Here is a 16,741-nt window from a genome sequence, read left to right on the forward strand (position 1 = left end):
CTATCAGCATCCGGCGTAAACCCCAAATAAGGCGTTACCTTGTCTACCGTTGGTATCTCGTTGAACTTTTGCGTACTTTTAGTGTTTTTCGTGGATCAAAAGATTTTTCCGGGTTTATAATGCAAAATTTTTCAATACTTTATCTGAATGTCTGAAGACTATACCTACGATCGTGATTATGAGATGGAGGCACTGAAAGTCTCGCCTCATTCTATACAGGCCGAACAATCAGTGCTGGGCGGCTTGATGCTGGATAATCAGACCTGGGATTCCATTGCTGACAAAGTAGTTGAAAGCGATTTTTATCGTAAGGACCATCGCCTGATTTTTAAGACGATAGAGCAGCTTGCTGAAAAGCAGGAGCCTTTTGATGTCATCACGCTATCCGAATCCTTGTCAGCAATTGGCGAGTTAACAACGGTCGGCGGATTGGCTTATCTCGGGACGCTGGCCAAAGACACGCCCAGTGCTGCCAATATTGTCGCATATGCCAAAATTGTCAGGGACAAAGCGATACTCCGGCAGTTGATTCATGTCGGTACCGATATTTCCAATTCCGCTTTTAATACCGAAGGCCGGGATACGGCGGAATTGCTGGAGAATGCCGAACGGCAGGTGTTTCACATTGCCGAGCAGCGGCAGCGCGGACAAGGTGGTTTTACCGCAATTAAGTCATTATTGGCGCAAGCAGTCGATAAAATTGAACTGCTTTACGAGCAGGAGGGCTCAATCACCGGTGCCAGCACGGGATTTAGCGATTTTGATGAAATGACTTCAGGTCTGCAGCCCTCTGATCTGATTATCGTAGCAGGGCGGCCGTCGATGGGGAAAACTACCATTGCCATGAACATGGCTGAAAACGTTGCGATCAAAGGGGATAAACCGGTCGCAGTTTTCAGTATGGAAATGCCGGGTGACTCATTGGCCATGCGGATGATGTCGTCGTTAGGCCGTATTGATCAGCATAAGGTCAGGACGGGTAAGCTGGATGATGATGAATGGCCGCGTCTGACCTCGGCGATTAATATGCTGGCGGAAACCAAATTGTTTATCGATGATACGCCCGCACTGACGCCGACTGAAGTACGTTCAAGAGCTCGGCGCTTAATGCGTGAACACGGTCAGTTGGGTCTTATCGTGCTGGATTATCTGCAATTGATGCAATCGCCTGCCAGCGGTGAAAATCGCGTGCAACAAATTTCCGATATATCGCGAAGCCTCAAGGCTCTGGCCAAGGAACTGAACGTGCCGGTCATTGCCTTGTCACAGCTGAACCGGAATCTGGAACAACGTCCCAATAAACGCCCGGTGATGTCGGATCTTCGAGAATCAGGCGGTATCGAGCAGGATGCCGACGTCATTGTTTTCGTTTACCGGGATGAAGTCTACAATCCCGACTCGCCCGATAAAGGTGTTGCCGAGATTATTATCGGTAAACAAAGAAACGGTCCAATTGGAACGGTCAGGCTCACCTTTTTGGGACAGTACACGCGCTTTGAGAATTTTGCAGGGCACAGCTACAGTGACAATGACTACGAATAACCATTTCCTCTCTTTATGACGCCTACCGCTTATGCCGTTATCAATCTTGATGCGGTCGAACATAACCTAATGAAAGTTCATCACTTTGCCCCGCATGCCAAAATCATGGCGGTGATCAAGGCGAATGCTTATGGCCATGGCATGTTACGCATTGCTCAGGCTCTCAAGCCTGTGGATGGATTTGCCGTCGCCAGAGTCCATGAGGGAATTCGATTGAGACAGGCGGGTATACAGCAACGCATCGCTGTTTTGGAAGGATTTACCTGTGAAGAAGAATTGGACAGTCTGATCCGTTTCAATCTGGATGCTGTCGTACATTCTTTGGGGCAGGTTGACATTTTTGAAAAAAAGCAGGCGCATGAACAAATCGCTATCTGGATAAAAGTCGATTCGGGCATGAACCGGCTGGGATTTAAGCCCAACGAAATCAAAGTCGTCTATCAGCGTTTATTACAGTGCCCCGTAATCAAGCAACCATTCAATTTCATGACGCACTTGGCTAACGCCGATGATTTGTCAGATGGTATGACAATGGCGCAAATCAGACTTTTTAACGACGCAGTGGCAGACTTTCCTGGCCCACGAAGTGTTGCCAATTCGGCCGGTATCATCGGTTGGAAGGCCTCGTTGGCCGATTGGGTCAGACCCGGCGTTATGTTATACGGCGTTTCACCTTTTGCCGATAACACGGGTGAAGAGCTTGGGCTTAAACCCATCATGGAACTGCACTCAAGACTGATTGCGGTAAAACCCATTTTAAAAGGCGATACCGTAGGTTATGGCGGCACTTGGCTGTGCGAGCGTGCGACGATGATGGGGGTGGTGGCCATTGGTTACGGAGACGGTTATCCCCGCTACGCCAAATCAGGAACGCCGGTTTTGGTTAACGGTCAACGCGTGCCGCTGATTGGCAGGGTTTCAATGGACATGATTACGGTTGATTTAGCGAGTCAACCTGACGCAAAGCCGGGGGATCCGGTCACGCTCTGGGGTAGGGGGTTGGCTGTGGAAGAAATAGCCCTGTGCGCGGATACCATTCCGTACACCTTACTTTGTGGAATTACCCAGCGAGTTGAGATAATCGAAGGTTGGGTTTCAGTGCCGCCGACGCCTGTCTAGCGAGCAGCCTCTTATGATCGCGTACTTTCAAAAGGCAGTTGATTGCCCCTAAAACCGTCTGCGGTAGGTTTATCAGATCATGGTTACTTACGTTAGTGTCTCGTCAATTCAAGGCACTGTTCGCCTGAGTAGTTGAACGTACCTCAACGCCGTCATTCCGGCATGGATTGCCGGAGCCGTTAGACTGCGTAAGCGAATCCAGGTCACAAGGCTATTAAAGCCCAACGCCATCCTTGGCTTCTGGACCCCGGCAATCCGTGCCGGGGCGACAGCCACTACTAAAGAGAACAGTGCCCAATTCAAAAGTTTCTTCACCAGTAAACAAGGTTTGTCCAACTCATTTAACAATGACAATAAGCACTTGTACTTACGTCCATTTCTATTTCAGCAAACTTAAACTAAACTTACGGCCATTCTTGTATCTTTATCCCTTTCCAGTCCGGTAGTCTTAAAACCAGTCAGGTTTTAGGATTAAAACAATAATTACAAAAAAAACATCGTTGATGAGCCATGACTGATATTTTACTGATCGATAAAAGCCAGATATGCCGGGTGCTGGCGGATAAAGAAGGCTTGTCCATTTCTGTAAGTGATAATGACATTATCGGACTTAACTCGGCCATAGCGTTAAAACCTTCGGTTATTTTGCTGGACTATCATCTAAGGAAACAGCAAACACCTGAATACATCAGTCTTTTAGTAAAGGGATGTTTCACCAGTAAAATTGTGCTGATTGCGGATCAACTGGAAGAATTCGATTTGATGGATTGTTTGATTGCCGGTGCTCACGGCTATGCCAGCATAGAAATGCTGGATAGACAATTCAGTAAACTGATTGCCGCGATAATGGCAGGTGAAGCCTGGATTTCCCGTCGTATGGTCGGAAAAGTGCTGGATAGATTGAGAGAGACGCTGGTTAGTCAGAATATAAAAGCCGTTTAGTCGTATTCTGATATCTCTGCTGGCAGTATCAGGTGGCTCTCCACAGGCAAGATTCAAATTATATCGACGATATGAGGGTTATTTCTTAGGTTTCGAGCCATCCTTGGCTCTTTCTAAATCCTATGATTTTGAACGCTTTTTTAAAGACGAGCCAATAAATAATAGCCCGCTTGCAAATAGCCAAAAGGCACCTGGTAATGGAACGGAAGTTATGCTGCTTTCTGAAAACTCTACAACGAAACCTCGGGTTGTATAGGCAATAGTGCTGCCGTCTAGCCAGGATGAATCCAAATTAGTGTCGTTCCATCTTCCTGTAAGCCCTTCTTTAGTCCACCAGTACATCAGATAGTCTTCGTTATTAGGGGTCAGTTCCGAGCCATCCTGCCAATGACTAGGCTCGCCAGTTATCCAATTTGTAAATGTGAATGTTTCTCCGGTTACCCACTGCCATGCATTATGAACCCAATTACCGGAAGTATCTTGAGAGCTGATATCAAAGCCACCTAAAAAACGACCTTCACCCCCATTTCCCCAAACAAAATCATCTTCCTGTTGGCTCGTAATGGTAGCTAAATGACCTGTTCTGCCTTCATGGTTCAAGCCTTCGGCATAGGCTTTCGCTTCATTCCAATCCAATTTCCAGTCGCTGGTAAAATCAACCATTTGATAGTAATGTCCGTTGCCGGGATTAAAAACGATTGCGTGAGAAGAAAACGATGCCATAGATAGCGAAAAAGCTAAAGCTATGCGAGAAAAGTGTGCCATGAGTGTGTTCCTTAAAGAAATAAACAAAGTTTAAAATTTAGCTTTAGCAGTAAAGGGTATATCAAATTTTCAATTTAGCTACTTCATCAGCTTGAATAATTTTTGGTAGGTATTTATCTGAACAGATTTATATTCAAAATGAGATGTCACCATAACATAGACATAAAATGACAAATAACCGTCTAACAAAAAATACAGCAGTATTCGTACCACTATTTTTTGTAGCCTTGATGGCGTAATTTTTTTATCTTTTTTTACTTAGCGAGGGCATCATTATTTCTGGTTTCAGTGATTTGTCCGTCTTGATCAAAATAAACGCTGATATATTTTGTATCTTGCAGATTATGGAGATTGTCTTTTTCAATGCCGAAAAATGCAGATAATTGTTCATTTTTGACCGGTGGTAGAGCCGTTCTTCTATCGACCTTTCTGAAGCGGAAATAGTTGTATAAAGCCCATATTGCAAGCGTACTGCCCAGCAGAGAAATGCCTTTTAAAAAGAAGAATAAGTCTTGGTAAAGTAACTGGTTGCCATTTAACTTGATCATGTGAACATAAAAAAGATCAATGCCCGTCCACCATCCTATCAAGGTTATTAGCGGCATCCAAAGATAAAGCCAGATTACCCAGAAAACAAAAGTCAGTAATGTGGATAAATATTTCTGCTTTAAACTTTGTAAATTCGGTGAGTCTATGATCAATGGTCTCAACGTATCCCCCTGTCCGGACTTGTCCAAATGGCGCGCGTATTGCGTTTTTTAAGCAACGCTTTGATTAAACCTACAAAGGTAGTAAAGACGGCAATAATCCAATAGGCCAGTGGATACCAGATCATCCAGTAGTAAACGCGAGCTATTCCTTTTTCGTACCGTGAGTCAATCGCCAGACTTATTGCAAACTGCAATAAACAGGTCATGCCCAATAAAACCCCGCCCCAACTGGGTAGCAGAGAAGGAATAAATAATTCCTCCGGTAAATCGACAAAAAAGTAGCCTACTATCCATAACACGAAAGTCAGCATCATCGTATATGACCAGAAGACGCTGATGAAATATTCAAGATAAACTGGCCACATACGGCGGGATTTCCATAAGCCCAGTTTACGAAAATACCGTAGTAACACTTCAGAACCACCCTGAGCCCACCTTAATCGCTGCCGCCATAGGCCTCGGTAAGTTTCCGGCATCAATATCCAGCATAATGCGTTCGGTTCATAGCGAATGTCCCAATGGTCCAATTGTAATTTCCAGCTGATATCTATGTCCTCGGTCAGCATGTCATTGCTCCAGTAACCGACTCTTTGAAGCGCCGATTTTCTGAAGCCGGCAACGACGCCTGAAACGGTAAATAGTCTGCCGTATATCCTTTGAGCTCTTTTAATCAAACCAATAATCGCAGAAAACTCCCCGACCTGGATTTTTCCCAGCAGAGTAGAGCGGGTTCTGATACGCGGATTGCCGGTAACAGCAGCTACGCGAGGGCCATTTAAAAAATGTCGCATCATCCACGCAGTTGCTTCCGGAGCAAGCAGGGCATCACCGTCAATGCAGATTAAAAATTCATGCTTTGAAAAAAGTGCCCCAGTGTTTAAAGCAACCGCTTTTCCCTGATTATGTTCAAGATTGATCACGCGGACCTGTTTGTGCTGATGAGATAACCTTATCAGGTGTTCTAATGAATCATCGGTACTGCCGTCGTTAACTGCGATAATTTCAAAATCCGGATATTTTTGATGTAACAGGTATTCGATGGTTTCTGTGATGTCCTTACCCTCATTATGACAGGGAATAATGATCGATACCGGAGGGTAGGAGCTGAGTTCAGGGACTTGGTCAGTTTGATAGCTTGATTTTCTTTCCCAGTGAAAATAATAGATCAAAGCGCCAATCATCCACAGATAAGCCATGAACAAAGGATAATAAAATGCAAAATCCAGCAAAAAATGAATAGTGTTTTTGGATAGGTAGGTTCCACCCACTAAAAAACTGTCATATCCATTAGCGAGTGCCTTACTTATATAAGATAGCGTTGTCTGCAAAATATCAGTTATTTCATAAACTACGGGAGATAACGTGCCTGGTTTAACATTAGAATAAATCAAGTCTATTAGATCCATTTTTCCATATGCCGGGTTGATGTAATTTGGATATCCGTAGTACTTCATTGCTTGCACGTAGTCAGTTATAAAGACATCAGCGCCACTTTACCGGCATCAGTGTCTTGAGCATCGATGCCGGTGGCTGATCCTTATGAAAGTCATCGGGGTAGTAACCGTAATTCACTGCTTGCAGTCGTTGTAATAAAGTTATCTGTTCTGAAAATAAAGCTTCAGGAATTTTTTCTTGAGTTCGCCAGTCGACTGACTGAAGTTCAAAAACGGTTTTACTTAAACCTTGAGGTTGATCGGATACTTTGGTAACAAGGACTCTTAGCCAATCCAACGGTTTTTCAGCATTTTCCATAAAAGGCATGGCCATGACCGCCGTGTAATCATAGTTTTGCAAGAAGTTGGGAAGGGATTGGGCAAACCATTCTGAGCTTTCAGGATTCATAACCACTTTGGCGTAAAGATTTCGTGCAGTTTTAATGTTGGGATGAAAAAATCTCACTTTATCGGCAAGAAATCCGGTGAAGGTTGTCAGGGTTTTTATTTTTTCATCGGTTATGGCATTCGCAGGAATGCTCATTTTGTAGCTTAAAGCAGATGGACTTGCGTCCTCGTAATCCGTCAAAAAAGCATCGTCGTGAAATAAAATGCCAGAAAACTCTGTATGCTTTGCCAGGTCTTCATAAAGGTCGCCTATCCATTGCCGTGCCTTATTATTAAAGGGTGAGAGGCGTTTGTAATTATTTTGGCTGGGTACCGGCTGTCCATTTTTCATCTCGTATACCCACCAATCCGATGGCGCTGCTGTCACAAACGATAATACCGGCATCCAGGCGTAAACAGACACACCGGTTATTTTTCGTAATTGCCACGCGACAAAATTAAACAAATCAGCACGCAATGGCATGTGCCGATTTGGAAAATACACCGCATCGGCATTGCCATCGCCATTGGGGTCAGAAAATGCCTGAAGGTAGACCGTATTGATGCCCGTTGTTTTGACTCTATCAAGCAAAAGATTCAGGTTGCGCAACGTTTGCTCAGAATTCGGGTCATGGATGTAATCCATGTCTATTTGGGCCACTCTGATAGGTATGCGCTTTGGGGTAAACTTTAAAATAGCTTCGAATTCATCAATATCCATAGCATTACCGACTAAATGGCGTTTGATCACTAAGGCTTCTGTCAGTTTGTTTTGACCCTCATCCAAGGTTAAGGACACTGATAATCCTTGTAATTGCGCAAGCTGAAGTGTTTCGACGCTATAGGAGCCATAAGGCCAGTTTATGATTCTGGGCTTTAATTTAAGATGTTGTTCTATGCGTTTTACACTATGTTCCAAATCTTGCGTAATGCGGCTCGCAAAGACCTCGTCCGATTCATAGTGCTGCTTAGAATTGTCATACATTCGTGTAGTTGCAGCGGGTTGCAAGCTACCTTGGGGATTGCCGGGAATCCCTTTGTGAAGATCATGGCTATGAGTTGCTATTTCAATCAATCCTGAGACATGCATCTCTTCGATTTGACTCCATGTTAAAAAGTCATTTCTAGGTCTTAAATCTGTTCCGTACTTGACCGATTCACGAGGACCCGTGTCAATCCAGCTGGTAACAATGCTGAAAACCGCAGGAAAACCAAAAGACTTAAGTAAAGGAAAGACGATTTTATATGAATTGGCGTGGCCGTCATCAAAGGTCAGCAACACTGCATTATCGGGTAACGGAGTCTTTTTGAGCTGCGCGTTTATCAGGGTTTGAAGACTGACAGGGTGAAAGTTATTTTTTTTCAGCCAAGAGAACTGTTCAATCAGACGGTCTTTGCTGATGGTCAATGGTTCGCCATTCCCTTCCTCCTGAACATCATGATAACTGAGCGCCATAAATGATTTATCTGTTGCGGCAGTGTTTTGTGCGATAAACAGGATCAGCAAAAAAATAACCTGCTTCATGATTAAAAGCGCAGATTAAGATTCATATACATGTACCAGCTATCGGTCAGATTGCCGTCATAGTAGTGATAGCCGCGGATGCCGCCATAAGAGATTTCGAAACGATTGGCGGTTTTCCAGCGATGTTCGTATTGGATGTTGCCGACAGGTTTAATTTGGGAGTGATCATTCCATTCGTTTAAGTCTCTATTTTTAGTAGCATATTCTTGCCAGTAGCCGCCAATTGATACTGCAACACGTTGATTAAATGCCGTATCATAATGACGGTAAGTCAAAAAATCGTTGTCCAGGGTGATCGATATCGAAGCATCTTGTGCAGGGTTAAAATAATACCCATTGAAATCGTCCCTATGCGTAACATTACTGCGTGTATTGGTTGAGTATCCCGCATTCATATAAGTTGCCATTTTGTAAATGGGACCGCTTATCCAGCGTTCGTAATAAGTTCCGTCAATGCCGAATCGGTTATTGTTGTCGCTGAAATTAAGATAATTAAAAGTGAAGTCGAATTGTCTGGACTCATGAACCCGGTAAGTGAGTCTGGTTTGTGCCGATTTGGCCGTGGTGGCTCTTTTTTCGTCGGCGAGTGCCGTCAGGGCGCGCAGGGATATTCGATTATTTTTACTGTCAAGATAAGTAGAAACACGCCAATGATCGTCAATATCGTAAGCCAACCCCAAGCCTACCCCGACCGCTTCTCTGGCAAAGTTGTCGTAATGGACTTCGGCGCTTGCCAGCACATTATTGGCAGCGTACTCCATTCCGAGTCCATATGTTCGCAAATAACCTCGGCCTTCAGGTTCAGGGAATAAGCCCATTTTCCAACCTTGGTGGATGAAGGCGCGGTAGTTGTAATTTATTGGGCTGGAAAACAGATAGGAGTCCACACTGACATCCTCCGTGCCCACATTCGGGTTGCCTATGCCGTCTTGTTGATTGTTGCTCAGGCCACCGCCTGTAAATACTTTTAATTCCCGGTCATTATGGATTCTCCATAACCGCATTTGCCGTTGAATGCCGGTATCATCGGAAAAATCTTTGTAAAGTTTATGCGTTTGTTTCTCTTCTGCCGGATAGGCGCGCAATTCATGATTTACTTCAGCCTGACCAATCTGAAGGCCCAAATGATCTGGCGATTCAATCAGTGCATTTTCAATTTGCTGCCGGGCTTTGCGTGGCCAGCCCCGGTAGTAATAAATCTCGGCTAATTTGCTTTCTATGTCGGGGTTGTACGGCGATTTTTGACGAAGACTTTCCATTCTGGTTTGTCCTTCTTCAAGTCTGTCGGCATAAGCTCTCATTATCGCCGCCGTCAGTTCCGTGGCTGTTTTTACCGGATTGAGTGTGCTTTGCAACTGGCCTTGTGCATCTTTCGATTGAATGGTATCCGGTTGTTCGGCATCTAACTGATCGGCCAGATGGATGGCCTTGTTTATTTGTTCTGACTCCAGATAGGCATAGACCAACGATGAGCGCGCATTAAAGTGCTGCGGGGATTCGGCGATAACGGAAAGATAAAGATCGCGCGCATTTTCTGGTTGCTGCAAATATAAATAGGCATCGGCTGCAGCAGTTCGACTGTAAGAGGGTATTTCTATTCCTTGAGAATGGAGTTCTTCGTATAACTTGATGACAGCCTGCATTTTTTTGCGATTTCTTAAAGCAAGCATTAAATCGAATGATGCCCGATTCTGCCAGCTTTGCGGATCGGTCAGGCTGAGTTTATCGATCGAATTCAGGTTCGAATATACGGCATCAATGGCTTTATCCATCTCCGGATAGCGGTTAGGATCGGCTGTTGCAATGCGCTCGCTTTTTCTTATCAGGAATGCGGCATAATCCCAATTGATTTCAGCCCATTCCTCATCAGAAAAAACTGAACGATGCTGTTTCGCCATCGAAAGCGCTGCTTCGTATTCACCTGACGATCTTAGTGCAAAAACAAGCCCTATCCATGCGCCGGAATGATCGGTTTGTTGGGCTAAAACTTTTTGATACTGTTTTATGGCATTAGCAAAATCCTTTTGGTATTCATAGGCGTAAGCCAATGCGAGTGAGGGTTCAATGTGTTGCGTGTAAGCCGCTGTCAGTTCAGTAAAATAGGCAATAGCGCGTTCGTATTCGCCGCTATCCAGAATAACAAGTCCAATCCCCAGTTTGGGTTCGAAACGGGCGGGCGATTTTTCAAGTGCCAATCGATACAGACTTTCCGATTGAATAAAATCACCGGTATTTCTGGCGGCTTTGGCAATGGCTTCAAGGACGTAGACAGGAGCCTGCTTTAAGTTCAGTTGTCGGCTTTGCTTGATAACAGCTTCGCTTTGGTCCGTCCAGGACAGGATTTGAATATAATCGTAAAGATAGCGAAGTGTTTCAGGGTGTTGGGTTTTGAGTTGATTCAATTGCCCTAATGCCCACTGAGTGTTACCGGACCGTGCTGCAGTAAGTGCGTCTTGATAGCGTTGCTCTTCGTCACTTGGCTGTCCAATAGCAATTGCCGAAGGCAAGCAGAAAACAGCCAAGAACAGGTAAGGTTTCATGAGGAATGTGGTTGCGAAGTAATAATGGACGGGAAACCTAGCTTTTGTTAGAGCTATTCAAGCAAAGCCGGAACAAGTTATTGTTGAAAAATATTATATTGAGGCCTTTCAGCACGGAACTTAACAGTTTTAAGAAGCTGAATTAACTCGGGTTTAATCCCCTGTTCTACACCAACCAAGGCAGGAAAATTTACAAATTGCAAAAATTCATACAATAGTTTGAATCTAATCACAATTGTAGACTAGTTTTTGTGATAGCAAATAAATACTAAAAAATGCCGAAATACAGATGAATACACGATTAGAAATGATCTCTATTGAGGAAATAGAGCTAGTTATTAAGCCTCGTTATAGCTTAATGCTTGTCTTGATATATCAGGCTGTCAAAGCGATTGAAAAGACGTATTTGATTAACAAAAAAATCCATTATCAAGGCATTGATATTTTTACCTCATGAATCGCAGAGATTTTATCCAAACGCTCGCTACGGCCGTGATGGTTTCGGGCTGTGCGGGACGGCAACTGTTGCAGTCTTCCAAAATGGATGGATTTTATAAACAACCGTCTTTTGGTAAATGTTCCTTACTTCACATCACCGATTGTCACGCGCAGTTGATGCCGGTTTATTACCGTGAGCCGGATGTCAATTTGGGTCTGGGGGACGATATGGGTAAACCGCCTCATCTGGCAGGGCAAGCCTTGCTGGATCATTATGGTTTTAAGCCGAATTCAATAGAGGCCCATGCTTTTACGCACCTTGATTTTGTCGAAGCTGCACGTGTTTATGGGAAAGTCGGGGGGTTTGCTCATCTGGCTGCGCTGGTTAAAAAAATAACAGCAGAGCGCGGCGCTGAAAATACGCTGTTATTAGACGGAGGCGACAGTTGGCAGGGTTCGGCAACGGCTCTTTGGACACAGGGCCAGGACATGGTTGCTGCGGCCAATTTATTGGGTGTCGACATTATGACAGGGCATTGGGAGTTTACTTATGGCTCCGTCCAGGTCATGGAGAATTTAAAATCATTCAACGGGGAATTTGTTGCTCAGAATATCGCGTTGACCGATGAGGCTCAGTTTGAGCGGGATTCAGAAATTGCCGGCGTTTTTAAGCCTTATATCATTAAACAACTGGGCCATGCCCGCATTGCGGTTATCGGTCAGGCTTTTCCTTACACGGCGATAGCCAATCCCAAGCGCTTTGTGCCTGATTGGCAGTTTGGGATTGAAGAAAAGAATCTGCAGGTTACTATCGATGAAATCAAGCGGCTTAAAGCGGCCGATGTGATTGTGTTGCTGTCTCATAACGGTTTGGATGTGGATGTGAAGTTGGCCTCCCAGGTTTCCGGGCTGGATTTTGTTTTGGGGGGACATACGCACGATGCCTTGCCAAAACCGTTTTTAGTCAAAAATCGGGGGGGCCAAACCTGGGTCACTAATGCGGGCAGTCATGGCAAGTTTCTAGCGGTGCTGGATTTGGATATTGTTAATGGCCGGCTACGCGATTTTCGTTACCGTTTATTGCCGGTTTTTGCCAATTTGCTCCCGTCTGATCCGGACATGCAAGTTTTAATCAATTCGATCAGGGCGCCCTATCTGACCAAGCTGCAAACACCTGTGGCGGTGGCAGACCGGCTGCTGTTCAGGCGGGATAATTTTCACGGCTCTTTCGATCAACTGATATTGGATGCATTGATGACGGTCCATGACGCTGAAATCGCTTTTTCTCCGGGCTTTCGCTGGGGCCATACTTTGCTGCCTGGAGATCAAATTACCTTTGAAGATATCATGAACCATACCGCCATCACCTATCCTGAAACCTTTGTAAGAAGGCTTAAGGGGTATGAAATAAAAAGCATTCTGGAGGATGTGGCGGATAATTTGTTTAATAAGGATCCTTATTACCGGCAGGGCGGCGATATGGTCCGGGTTGGCGGAATGACGTTTCGAAGCAATCCGTATGCCGATATTGGCGGGCGGATTTCCGGGCTTGCCTTGACCGGCAGTGCGTTGCTGCAAGCGGATAAAACCTACAAAGTAGCCGGATGGGCCGGCGTGGGCGAGCCGTTATCAGGTGAGCCGGTATGGGATGCTGTCGTTAAGTATTTAAAAAGGTGATAGTGGATTTAGGCCATCATGAAGCTATTGCCGGCCAATCTTAAATCGGCAAATAGCGATGCAGATTGATGATGGATATTATGGCGCCCAGCATGTCCGATTATTTAAGGGAGATGACATAAAGCGCTTTCTGAATTGGTTTGTAGCGCTGGATGTGGGTGACGCTGTATAAATTCATTTTCTTTTGGCAGGACCTGTGTGCAAGGATGCATAAAACTTTGTTTTGGTCTTTATCTGCTCGGCTTTAGTTTTTCTTAATTGCCGCTCCTCTCGGCGATGATTACTTCCGTGCCCGTTCGTTATCTAGTCAAGCAAAGTAAATACTGATTTTTTTAAGCTCCTTTAGTCGATGAAATTACCTTTTGAGCTATCACTCTGCAAGGAACTGGGCAGATAGTTTTTAGTGAAGTGAGTGTGGTAATGAGCCTTGTCATAAAAATGTAATACACTAACTGTTAAAATCAAGCATTAAAGTGAAAGTTGTGTATTTATGACTAGAATATCGGTTCTTGTTGTTGAAGATGAAGATGCTATCAGGGATATGTTGGTCATGGTATTGGAGCAGGCTGGATTTAATGCAACAGGAATCTGTGATGCCGAGCAGGCCAACAAATCATTAAGTGATCATCAACCTGATCTGATCGTGCTGGATTGGATGTTGCCCGGTATATCCGGGGTCGAATGGGCCCGGCGCTTAAAAAAAGATCAGTTTTGCCGGGAGATCCCCATTATTTTGCTGACTGCCCGGGGCGAGGAAGAGGATAAGGTACGAGGATTGGAAATAGGTGCTGATGATTACATGACCAAACCCTTTTCGCCTAAAGAATTGGTCGCCAGGATTCGCGCAGTGCTTAGAAGAGCCGGTAAAATTCAGGATTTAGCCCAGATTACCTTGGGCGATATTATTTTGGATACCGAACAACATCGCCTTACTCTGGGCGATAAGCAATTGGAAGTCAGTCCAACTGAATTTCGTCTCATGCAATTTTTTATGACTCATCCGGATAAAGTCTATAGCCGGACGCAATTGCTTGATCAAGTCTGGGGAAGAAGCGTTTATATCGAAGAGCGAACGGTGGATGTCCACATCCGGAGATTAAGAAAGATATTGGCAGAATACGGTCGTGAGGATTTAGTCCAGACAGTTCGTGGTTTTGGTTACCGGTTTTCATTAATAGACTGACTTTATGACGCTATGGCATAAAGAAGTTCTGATGCTAATCACCTTGTTGGTGCTTATAGGGATTTTAGGCGTTTTTACAGGGCACTTCATTCTTCTTTATCTAATCGCTATCAGCCTTCTGCTTTTGCGCCAGTATGTTCAGATTTATCGTTTTGAAAAATGGATCAAATTTGGTGGAGCAGAAAAATATTCGGATATCAACGGGATTTGGGCGGGTATCTATTATCATGTTTACAAGCTCAGAAAAAGTCAAAAAAAGCGTAAAAAAAAGCTGACCAAAATGATTGATCAGTTTCGTAAATCGACTGAAGCCTTGCCCGATGCGGCCGTCGTGTTAGGCTGCCATGATGAAATTGAATGGGCAAATAAATCAGCCATGAAAGTGCTTGGTTTACAAAGAGCCGATAAAGGACAGCGAATAATTAATTTATTCCGTCATCCTGATTTTCTCAGTTACTTGCAGCTGGGGAATTTTGATAATGCCATCATCATTCCCTCGCCCATAGACAGCGGTATCATTCTATCGGTTAGAGTTGTCGCCTATGGTGCCGGGTTGCGGCTATTGCTGGCTCAGGATGTTACGCAATTAAAAAAGATGGAAAGTATGCGCAAGGATTTTGTCGCAAACGTATCACACGAACTGAGAACTCCGCTGACGGTGCTTAAAGGCTATCTGGAGACATTAAAGGACATGGATGATCAGGATTCTCCATTGCTCACCAATTCGTTGCGCCAGATGCAAAGCCAAACAGAAAGAATGGAGCATTTGGTTGATGATTTACTGCTGTTGACTCGACTGGAAACGCAAAGAAAAAAAACAGTATGTGTTGATGTATGCGGGCTCTTGACAGCCATTTGCAATGAGGATGGGAATCTTAAAAGCGCGTCAGAAAGAATACAGTTGTTATTAGAGACACCGAAAGGGCTTATTGGTGTTCAAGAAGACTTACGAAGCGCATTCAGTAATCTCCTCATCAATGCATTGAAATATTCACCCGAAGAATCATTGGTAAGCGTTCGCTGGTATATGGACGGCGATGGGGTCAGACTTGATGTGACCGATCATGGCGAGGGCGTTGCTCCGTTTGAGATTCCAAGGATTACTGAGCGTTTTTATCGTGTTGATGTTAAGAGAAAGCGAAAATTAAGCGGCACCGGTTTGGGTCTGGCGATCGTAAAACATGTGTTGCTCAATCACAATGCACGGCTTGAAATAGTCAGTGAACTGGGTAAAGGCAGTTGTTTTAGCTGCATCTTTCCCGAAAGCATTATCTGTTATGAGCAGGAGTGATTTTAAAAAGTTAAATTGTTTACAGTATTTATGCGTAGCACTTAAGTACAATTTTAATAAGTTGTTTTTAAGGTAATAATGTAGCTGTAAATATAAATTAACTTAAATCCCCTCATATTTTAATCAAAATAATAAAAGTAGCTTATCAGGCTAATGTTAAAAAGTTTGTAATTGATCAAGATTTAAACGTTTGACTTTGTCTTAATAGTTGCAATAAAAACATAAGTTTACGCCTTTGATTGGTGGATTAGTTCGGTCAATTTTGAACAATTGAGTAATTTTTTTATGTTCAATCGCTTGGTATTTTATTAAGGTGTATTTAATACAAGCAAGGGATAATGCCAAATGTGAAGGATCATATTTGGATTATAGGTCATACATTTTTTAACTCAAGTGTATGACCCAATTTTAAACAAAGGGATTCTTTAGTAATCGTATAAGTCAGGCTAAACCTATCGTGAGGTAGGGACGGAAAGCCAAGAGTCTGAATAATGTTTTTCTGTTCAGACAGTCTGGTTGCACTTTTCAAAATGGGTGTAATTATGTTTCTTAAAAAATCTCTTAGTGTTTTATTTTTAATGGTGGTGACCAGTTTAGCTTCGGCGAATTCGGTGCCAACAAATTGGTTTGCTACAGATAATAGCAGTTTACTGTTTTCAAGCTCCTCAACCTCAGTCCAATTAGGCATTTTTGATGGCGTTACCGATAACTTAGTGACTACGGTAACACTTGCTCCTTATGTTCCTGCAACCCTGGATTGGGATAGTTCTTTGTTAAGTGGAGTTGCTAGTAATTTTAAAGTTGCTTCTTATTTTAACAACGTTTGGAATGCTCCTAGTTTGGTTTTGACACCATTTGGTTTAATTGACACATACGTTTTGAATTTTGGTGGTTTCGGTCCAAATTCACAATTTGTGTTAGCGCATGATATTCAGCCAGTACCATTACCTTCTGCTGTTTGGATGTTCGGCGCTGGTTTAGTAGGTCTATTATCAAGTGTTGGACGCAAAAAACGCATTTCAGCTAACGTTGTGACAGCGTAATAGTTGTATTCAGTTTAGAGGGGGGCGCTTGCGCCCCTTTTTTTTGTTTAATTTTTAGTTTTACGATTGATTTGCTGATTTTTATTTCTCAATCCAGATCGAACTCGCACGCTATTTTATCGGCTTCAAACTCACCGAAATACCCC

Annotated in this window: 13 protein-coding genes and 1 riboswitch; of the genes, 8 read left to right on the forward strand and 5 right to left on the reverse strand. The window is 43.8% G+C overall.

Features of this window, described 5'->3' with window-relative positions; genetic code table 11:
- Positions 1 to 147: 147 nt before the first annotated feature.
- From dnaB to GO003_RS09605, 3 genes are all read left to right on the forward strand, one after another.
- Positions 148 to 1,542 (forward strand): replicative DNA helicase, encoded by a 1,395-nt coding sequence (dnaB, locus tag GO003_RS09595; RefSeq protein ID WP_159652438.1) that lies wholly within the window; start codon positions 148 to 150, stop codon positions 1,540 to 1,542.
- A gap of 15 nt (positions 1,543 to 1,557) precedes the next feature.
- The gene (gene alr / locus GO003_RS09600; RefSeq protein WP_159652437.1) at positions 1,558 to 2,661 is read left to right on the forward strand and encodes an alanine racemase; all 1,104 of its coding nucleotides are present in this window, start codon (positions 1,558 to 1,560) and stop codon (positions 2,659 to 2,661) included.
- A 510-nt stretch (positions 2,662 to 3,171) separates the two neighbouring features.
- A complete protein-coding gene (locus GO003_RS09605) occupies positions 3,172 to 3,603 on the forward strand; it encodes a DNA-binding response regulator (RefSeq protein WP_159652436.1) in 432 nt (143 codons plus the stop codon).
- 120 nt (positions 3,604 to 3,723) lie between these two features.
- On the opposite strand, the gene GO003_RS09610 is transcribed toward GO003_RS09605, so the two are convergent.
- From GO003_RS09610 to pgaA, 5 genes are all read right to left on the reverse strand, one after another.
- Positions 3,724 to 4,368 carry a C-type lectin-like domain-containing protein gene (locus tag GO003_RS09610; RefSeq protein WP_159652435.1) on the reverse strand — a complete coding sequence of 215 codons (645 nt, stop codon included), beginning with the start codon at positions 4,366 to 4,368 and terminating at the stop codon, positions 3,724 to 3,726.
- 254 nt (positions 4,369 to 4,622) lie between these two features.
- The gene (gene pgaD / locus GO003_RS09615) at positions 4,623 to 5,078 is read right to left on the reverse strand and encodes a poly-beta-1,6-N-acetyl-D-glucosamine biosynthesis protein PgaD (RefSeq protein ID WP_159652434.1); all 456 of its coding nucleotides are present in this window, start codon (positions 5,076 to 5,078) and stop codon (positions 4,623 to 4,625) included.
- On the reverse strand, positions 5,075 to 6,484 hold the full coding sequence (pgaC, locus tag GO003_RS09620) for a poly-beta-1,6-N-acetyl-D-glucosamine synthase (protein WP_159652433.1): 1,410 nt from the start codon (positions 6,482 to 6,484) through the stop codon (positions 5,075 to 5,077). The genes pgaD and pgaC overlap by 4 nt, the downstream gene beginning before the upstream one ends.
- A gap of 76 nt (positions 6,485 to 6,560) precedes the next feature.
- A complete protein-coding gene (gene pgaB, locus GO003_RS09625) occupies positions 6,561 to 8,423 on the reverse strand; it encodes a poly-beta-1,6-N-acetyl-D-glucosamine N-deacetylase PgaB (RefSeq protein WP_159652432.1) in 1,863 nt (620 codons plus the stop codon).
- Positions 8,424 to 8,425: 2 nt separating this feature from the next.
- Positions 8,426 to 10,963, reverse strand: coding sequence for a poly-beta-1,6 N-acetyl-D-glucosamine export porin PgaA (gene pgaA / locus GO003_RS09630; protein ID WP_159652431.1), 2,538 nt, complete (start codon positions 10,961 to 10,963; stop codon positions 8,426 to 8,428).
- 289 nt (positions 10,964 to 11,252) lie between these two features.
- Here pgaA and GO003_RS09635 point away from each other — a divergent pair, with 289 nt between their 5' ends.
- The 5 genes from GO003_RS09635 to GO003_RS09655 all read left to right on the forward strand — a co-directional run bounded on the left by GO003_RS09635 (position 11,253) and on the right by GO003_RS09655 (position 16,595).
- A complete protein-coding gene (locus GO003_RS09635) occupies positions 11,253 to 11,420 on the forward strand; it encodes a hypothetical protein (protein ID WP_159652429.1) in 168 nt (55 codons plus the stop codon).
- Entirely contained in the window at positions 11,417 to 13,078 is a 1,662-nt protein-coding gene (soxB, locus tag GO003_RS09640; RefSeq protein WP_231088920.1) for a thiosulfohydrolase SoxB, read from the forward strand. Before GO003_RS09635 ends, soxB begins: the two co-directional genes overlap by 4 nt.
- Before the next feature lie 490 nt (positions 13,079 to 13,568).
- Positions 13,569 to 14,261: a phosphate regulon transcriptional regulator PhoB gene (gene phoB, locus GO003_RS09645; RefSeq protein ID WP_159656654.1), complete on the forward strand. Its 693-nt coding sequence runs from the start codon at positions 13,569 to 13,571 to the stop codon at positions 14,259 to 14,261.
- A gap of 4 nt (positions 14,262 to 14,265) precedes the next feature.
- Positions 14,266 to 15,552 (forward strand): phosphate regulon sensor histidine kinase PhoR, encoded by a 1,287-nt coding sequence (phoR, locus tag GO003_RS09650; protein ID WP_159656652.1) that lies wholly within the window; start codon positions 14,266 to 14,268, stop codon positions 15,550 to 15,552.
- Positions 15,553 to 15,987: 435 nt separating this feature from the next.
- Positions 15,988 to 16,076, forward strand: a riboswitch (cyclic di-GMP riboswitch).
- Positions 16,044 to 16,595, forward strand: a complete 552-nt coding sequence (locus GO003_RS09655) for a hypothetical protein (protein ID WP_159656650.1) — start codon at positions 16,044 to 16,046, stop codon at positions 16,593 to 16,595. It overlaps the preceding riboswitch by 33 nt.
- The last annotated feature ends 146 nt before the right edge of the window (positions 16,596 to 16,741 follow it).

Source organism: Methylicorpusculum oleiharenae (assembly GCF_009828925.2).
GTDB classification, from domain to species: domain Bacteria; phylum Pseudomonadota; class Gammaproteobacteria; order Methylococcales; family Methylomonadaceae; genus Methylicorpusculum; species Methylicorpusculum oleiharenae.

Coding starts and splice junctions, on each gene's coding strand:
- dnaB (WP_159652438.1), top strand. CDS start 148: ATGTCTGAAGACTATACCTACGATCGTGATTATGAGATGGAGGCACTG.
- alr (WP_159652437.1), top strand. CDS start 1,558: ATGACGCCTACCGCTTATGCCGTTATCAATCTTGATGCGGTCGAACAT.
- GO003_RS09605 (WP_159652436.1), top strand. CDS start 3,172: ATGACTGATATTTTACTGATCGATAAAAGCCAGATATGCCGGGTGCTG.
- GO003_RS09610 (WP_159652435.1), bottom strand. CDS start 4,368: ATGGCACACTTTTCTCGCATAGCTTTAGCTTTTTCGCTATCTATGGCA.
- pgaC (WP_159652433.1), bottom strand. CDS start 6,484: ATGGATCTAATAGACTTGATTTATTCTAATGTTAAACCAGGCACGTTA.
- pgaB (WP_159652432.1), bottom strand. CDS start 8,423: ATGAAGCAGGTTATTTTTTTGCTGATCCTGTTTATCGCACAAAACACT.
- pgaA (WP_159652431.1), bottom strand. CDS start 10,963: ATGAAACCTTACCTGTTCTTGGCTGTTTTCTGCTTGCCTTCGGCAATT.
- GO003_RS09635 (WP_159652429.1), top strand. CDS start 11,253: ATGAATACACGATTAGAAATGATCTCTATTGAGGAAATAGAGCTAGTT.
- soxB (WP_231088920.1), top strand. CDS start 11,417: ATGAATCGCAGAGATTTTATCCAAACGCTCGCTACGGCCGTGATGGTT.
- phoB (WP_159656654.1), top strand. CDS start 13,569: ATGACTAGAATATCGGTTCTTGTTGTTGAAGATGAAGATGCTATCAGG.
- phoR (WP_159656652.1), top strand. CDS start 14,266: ATGACGCTATGGCATAAAGAAGTTCTGATGCTAATCACCTTGTTGGTG.
- GO003_RS09655 (WP_159656650.1), top strand. CDS start 16,044: ATGTTTTTCTGTTCAGACAGTCTGGTTGCACTTTTCAAAATGGGTGTA.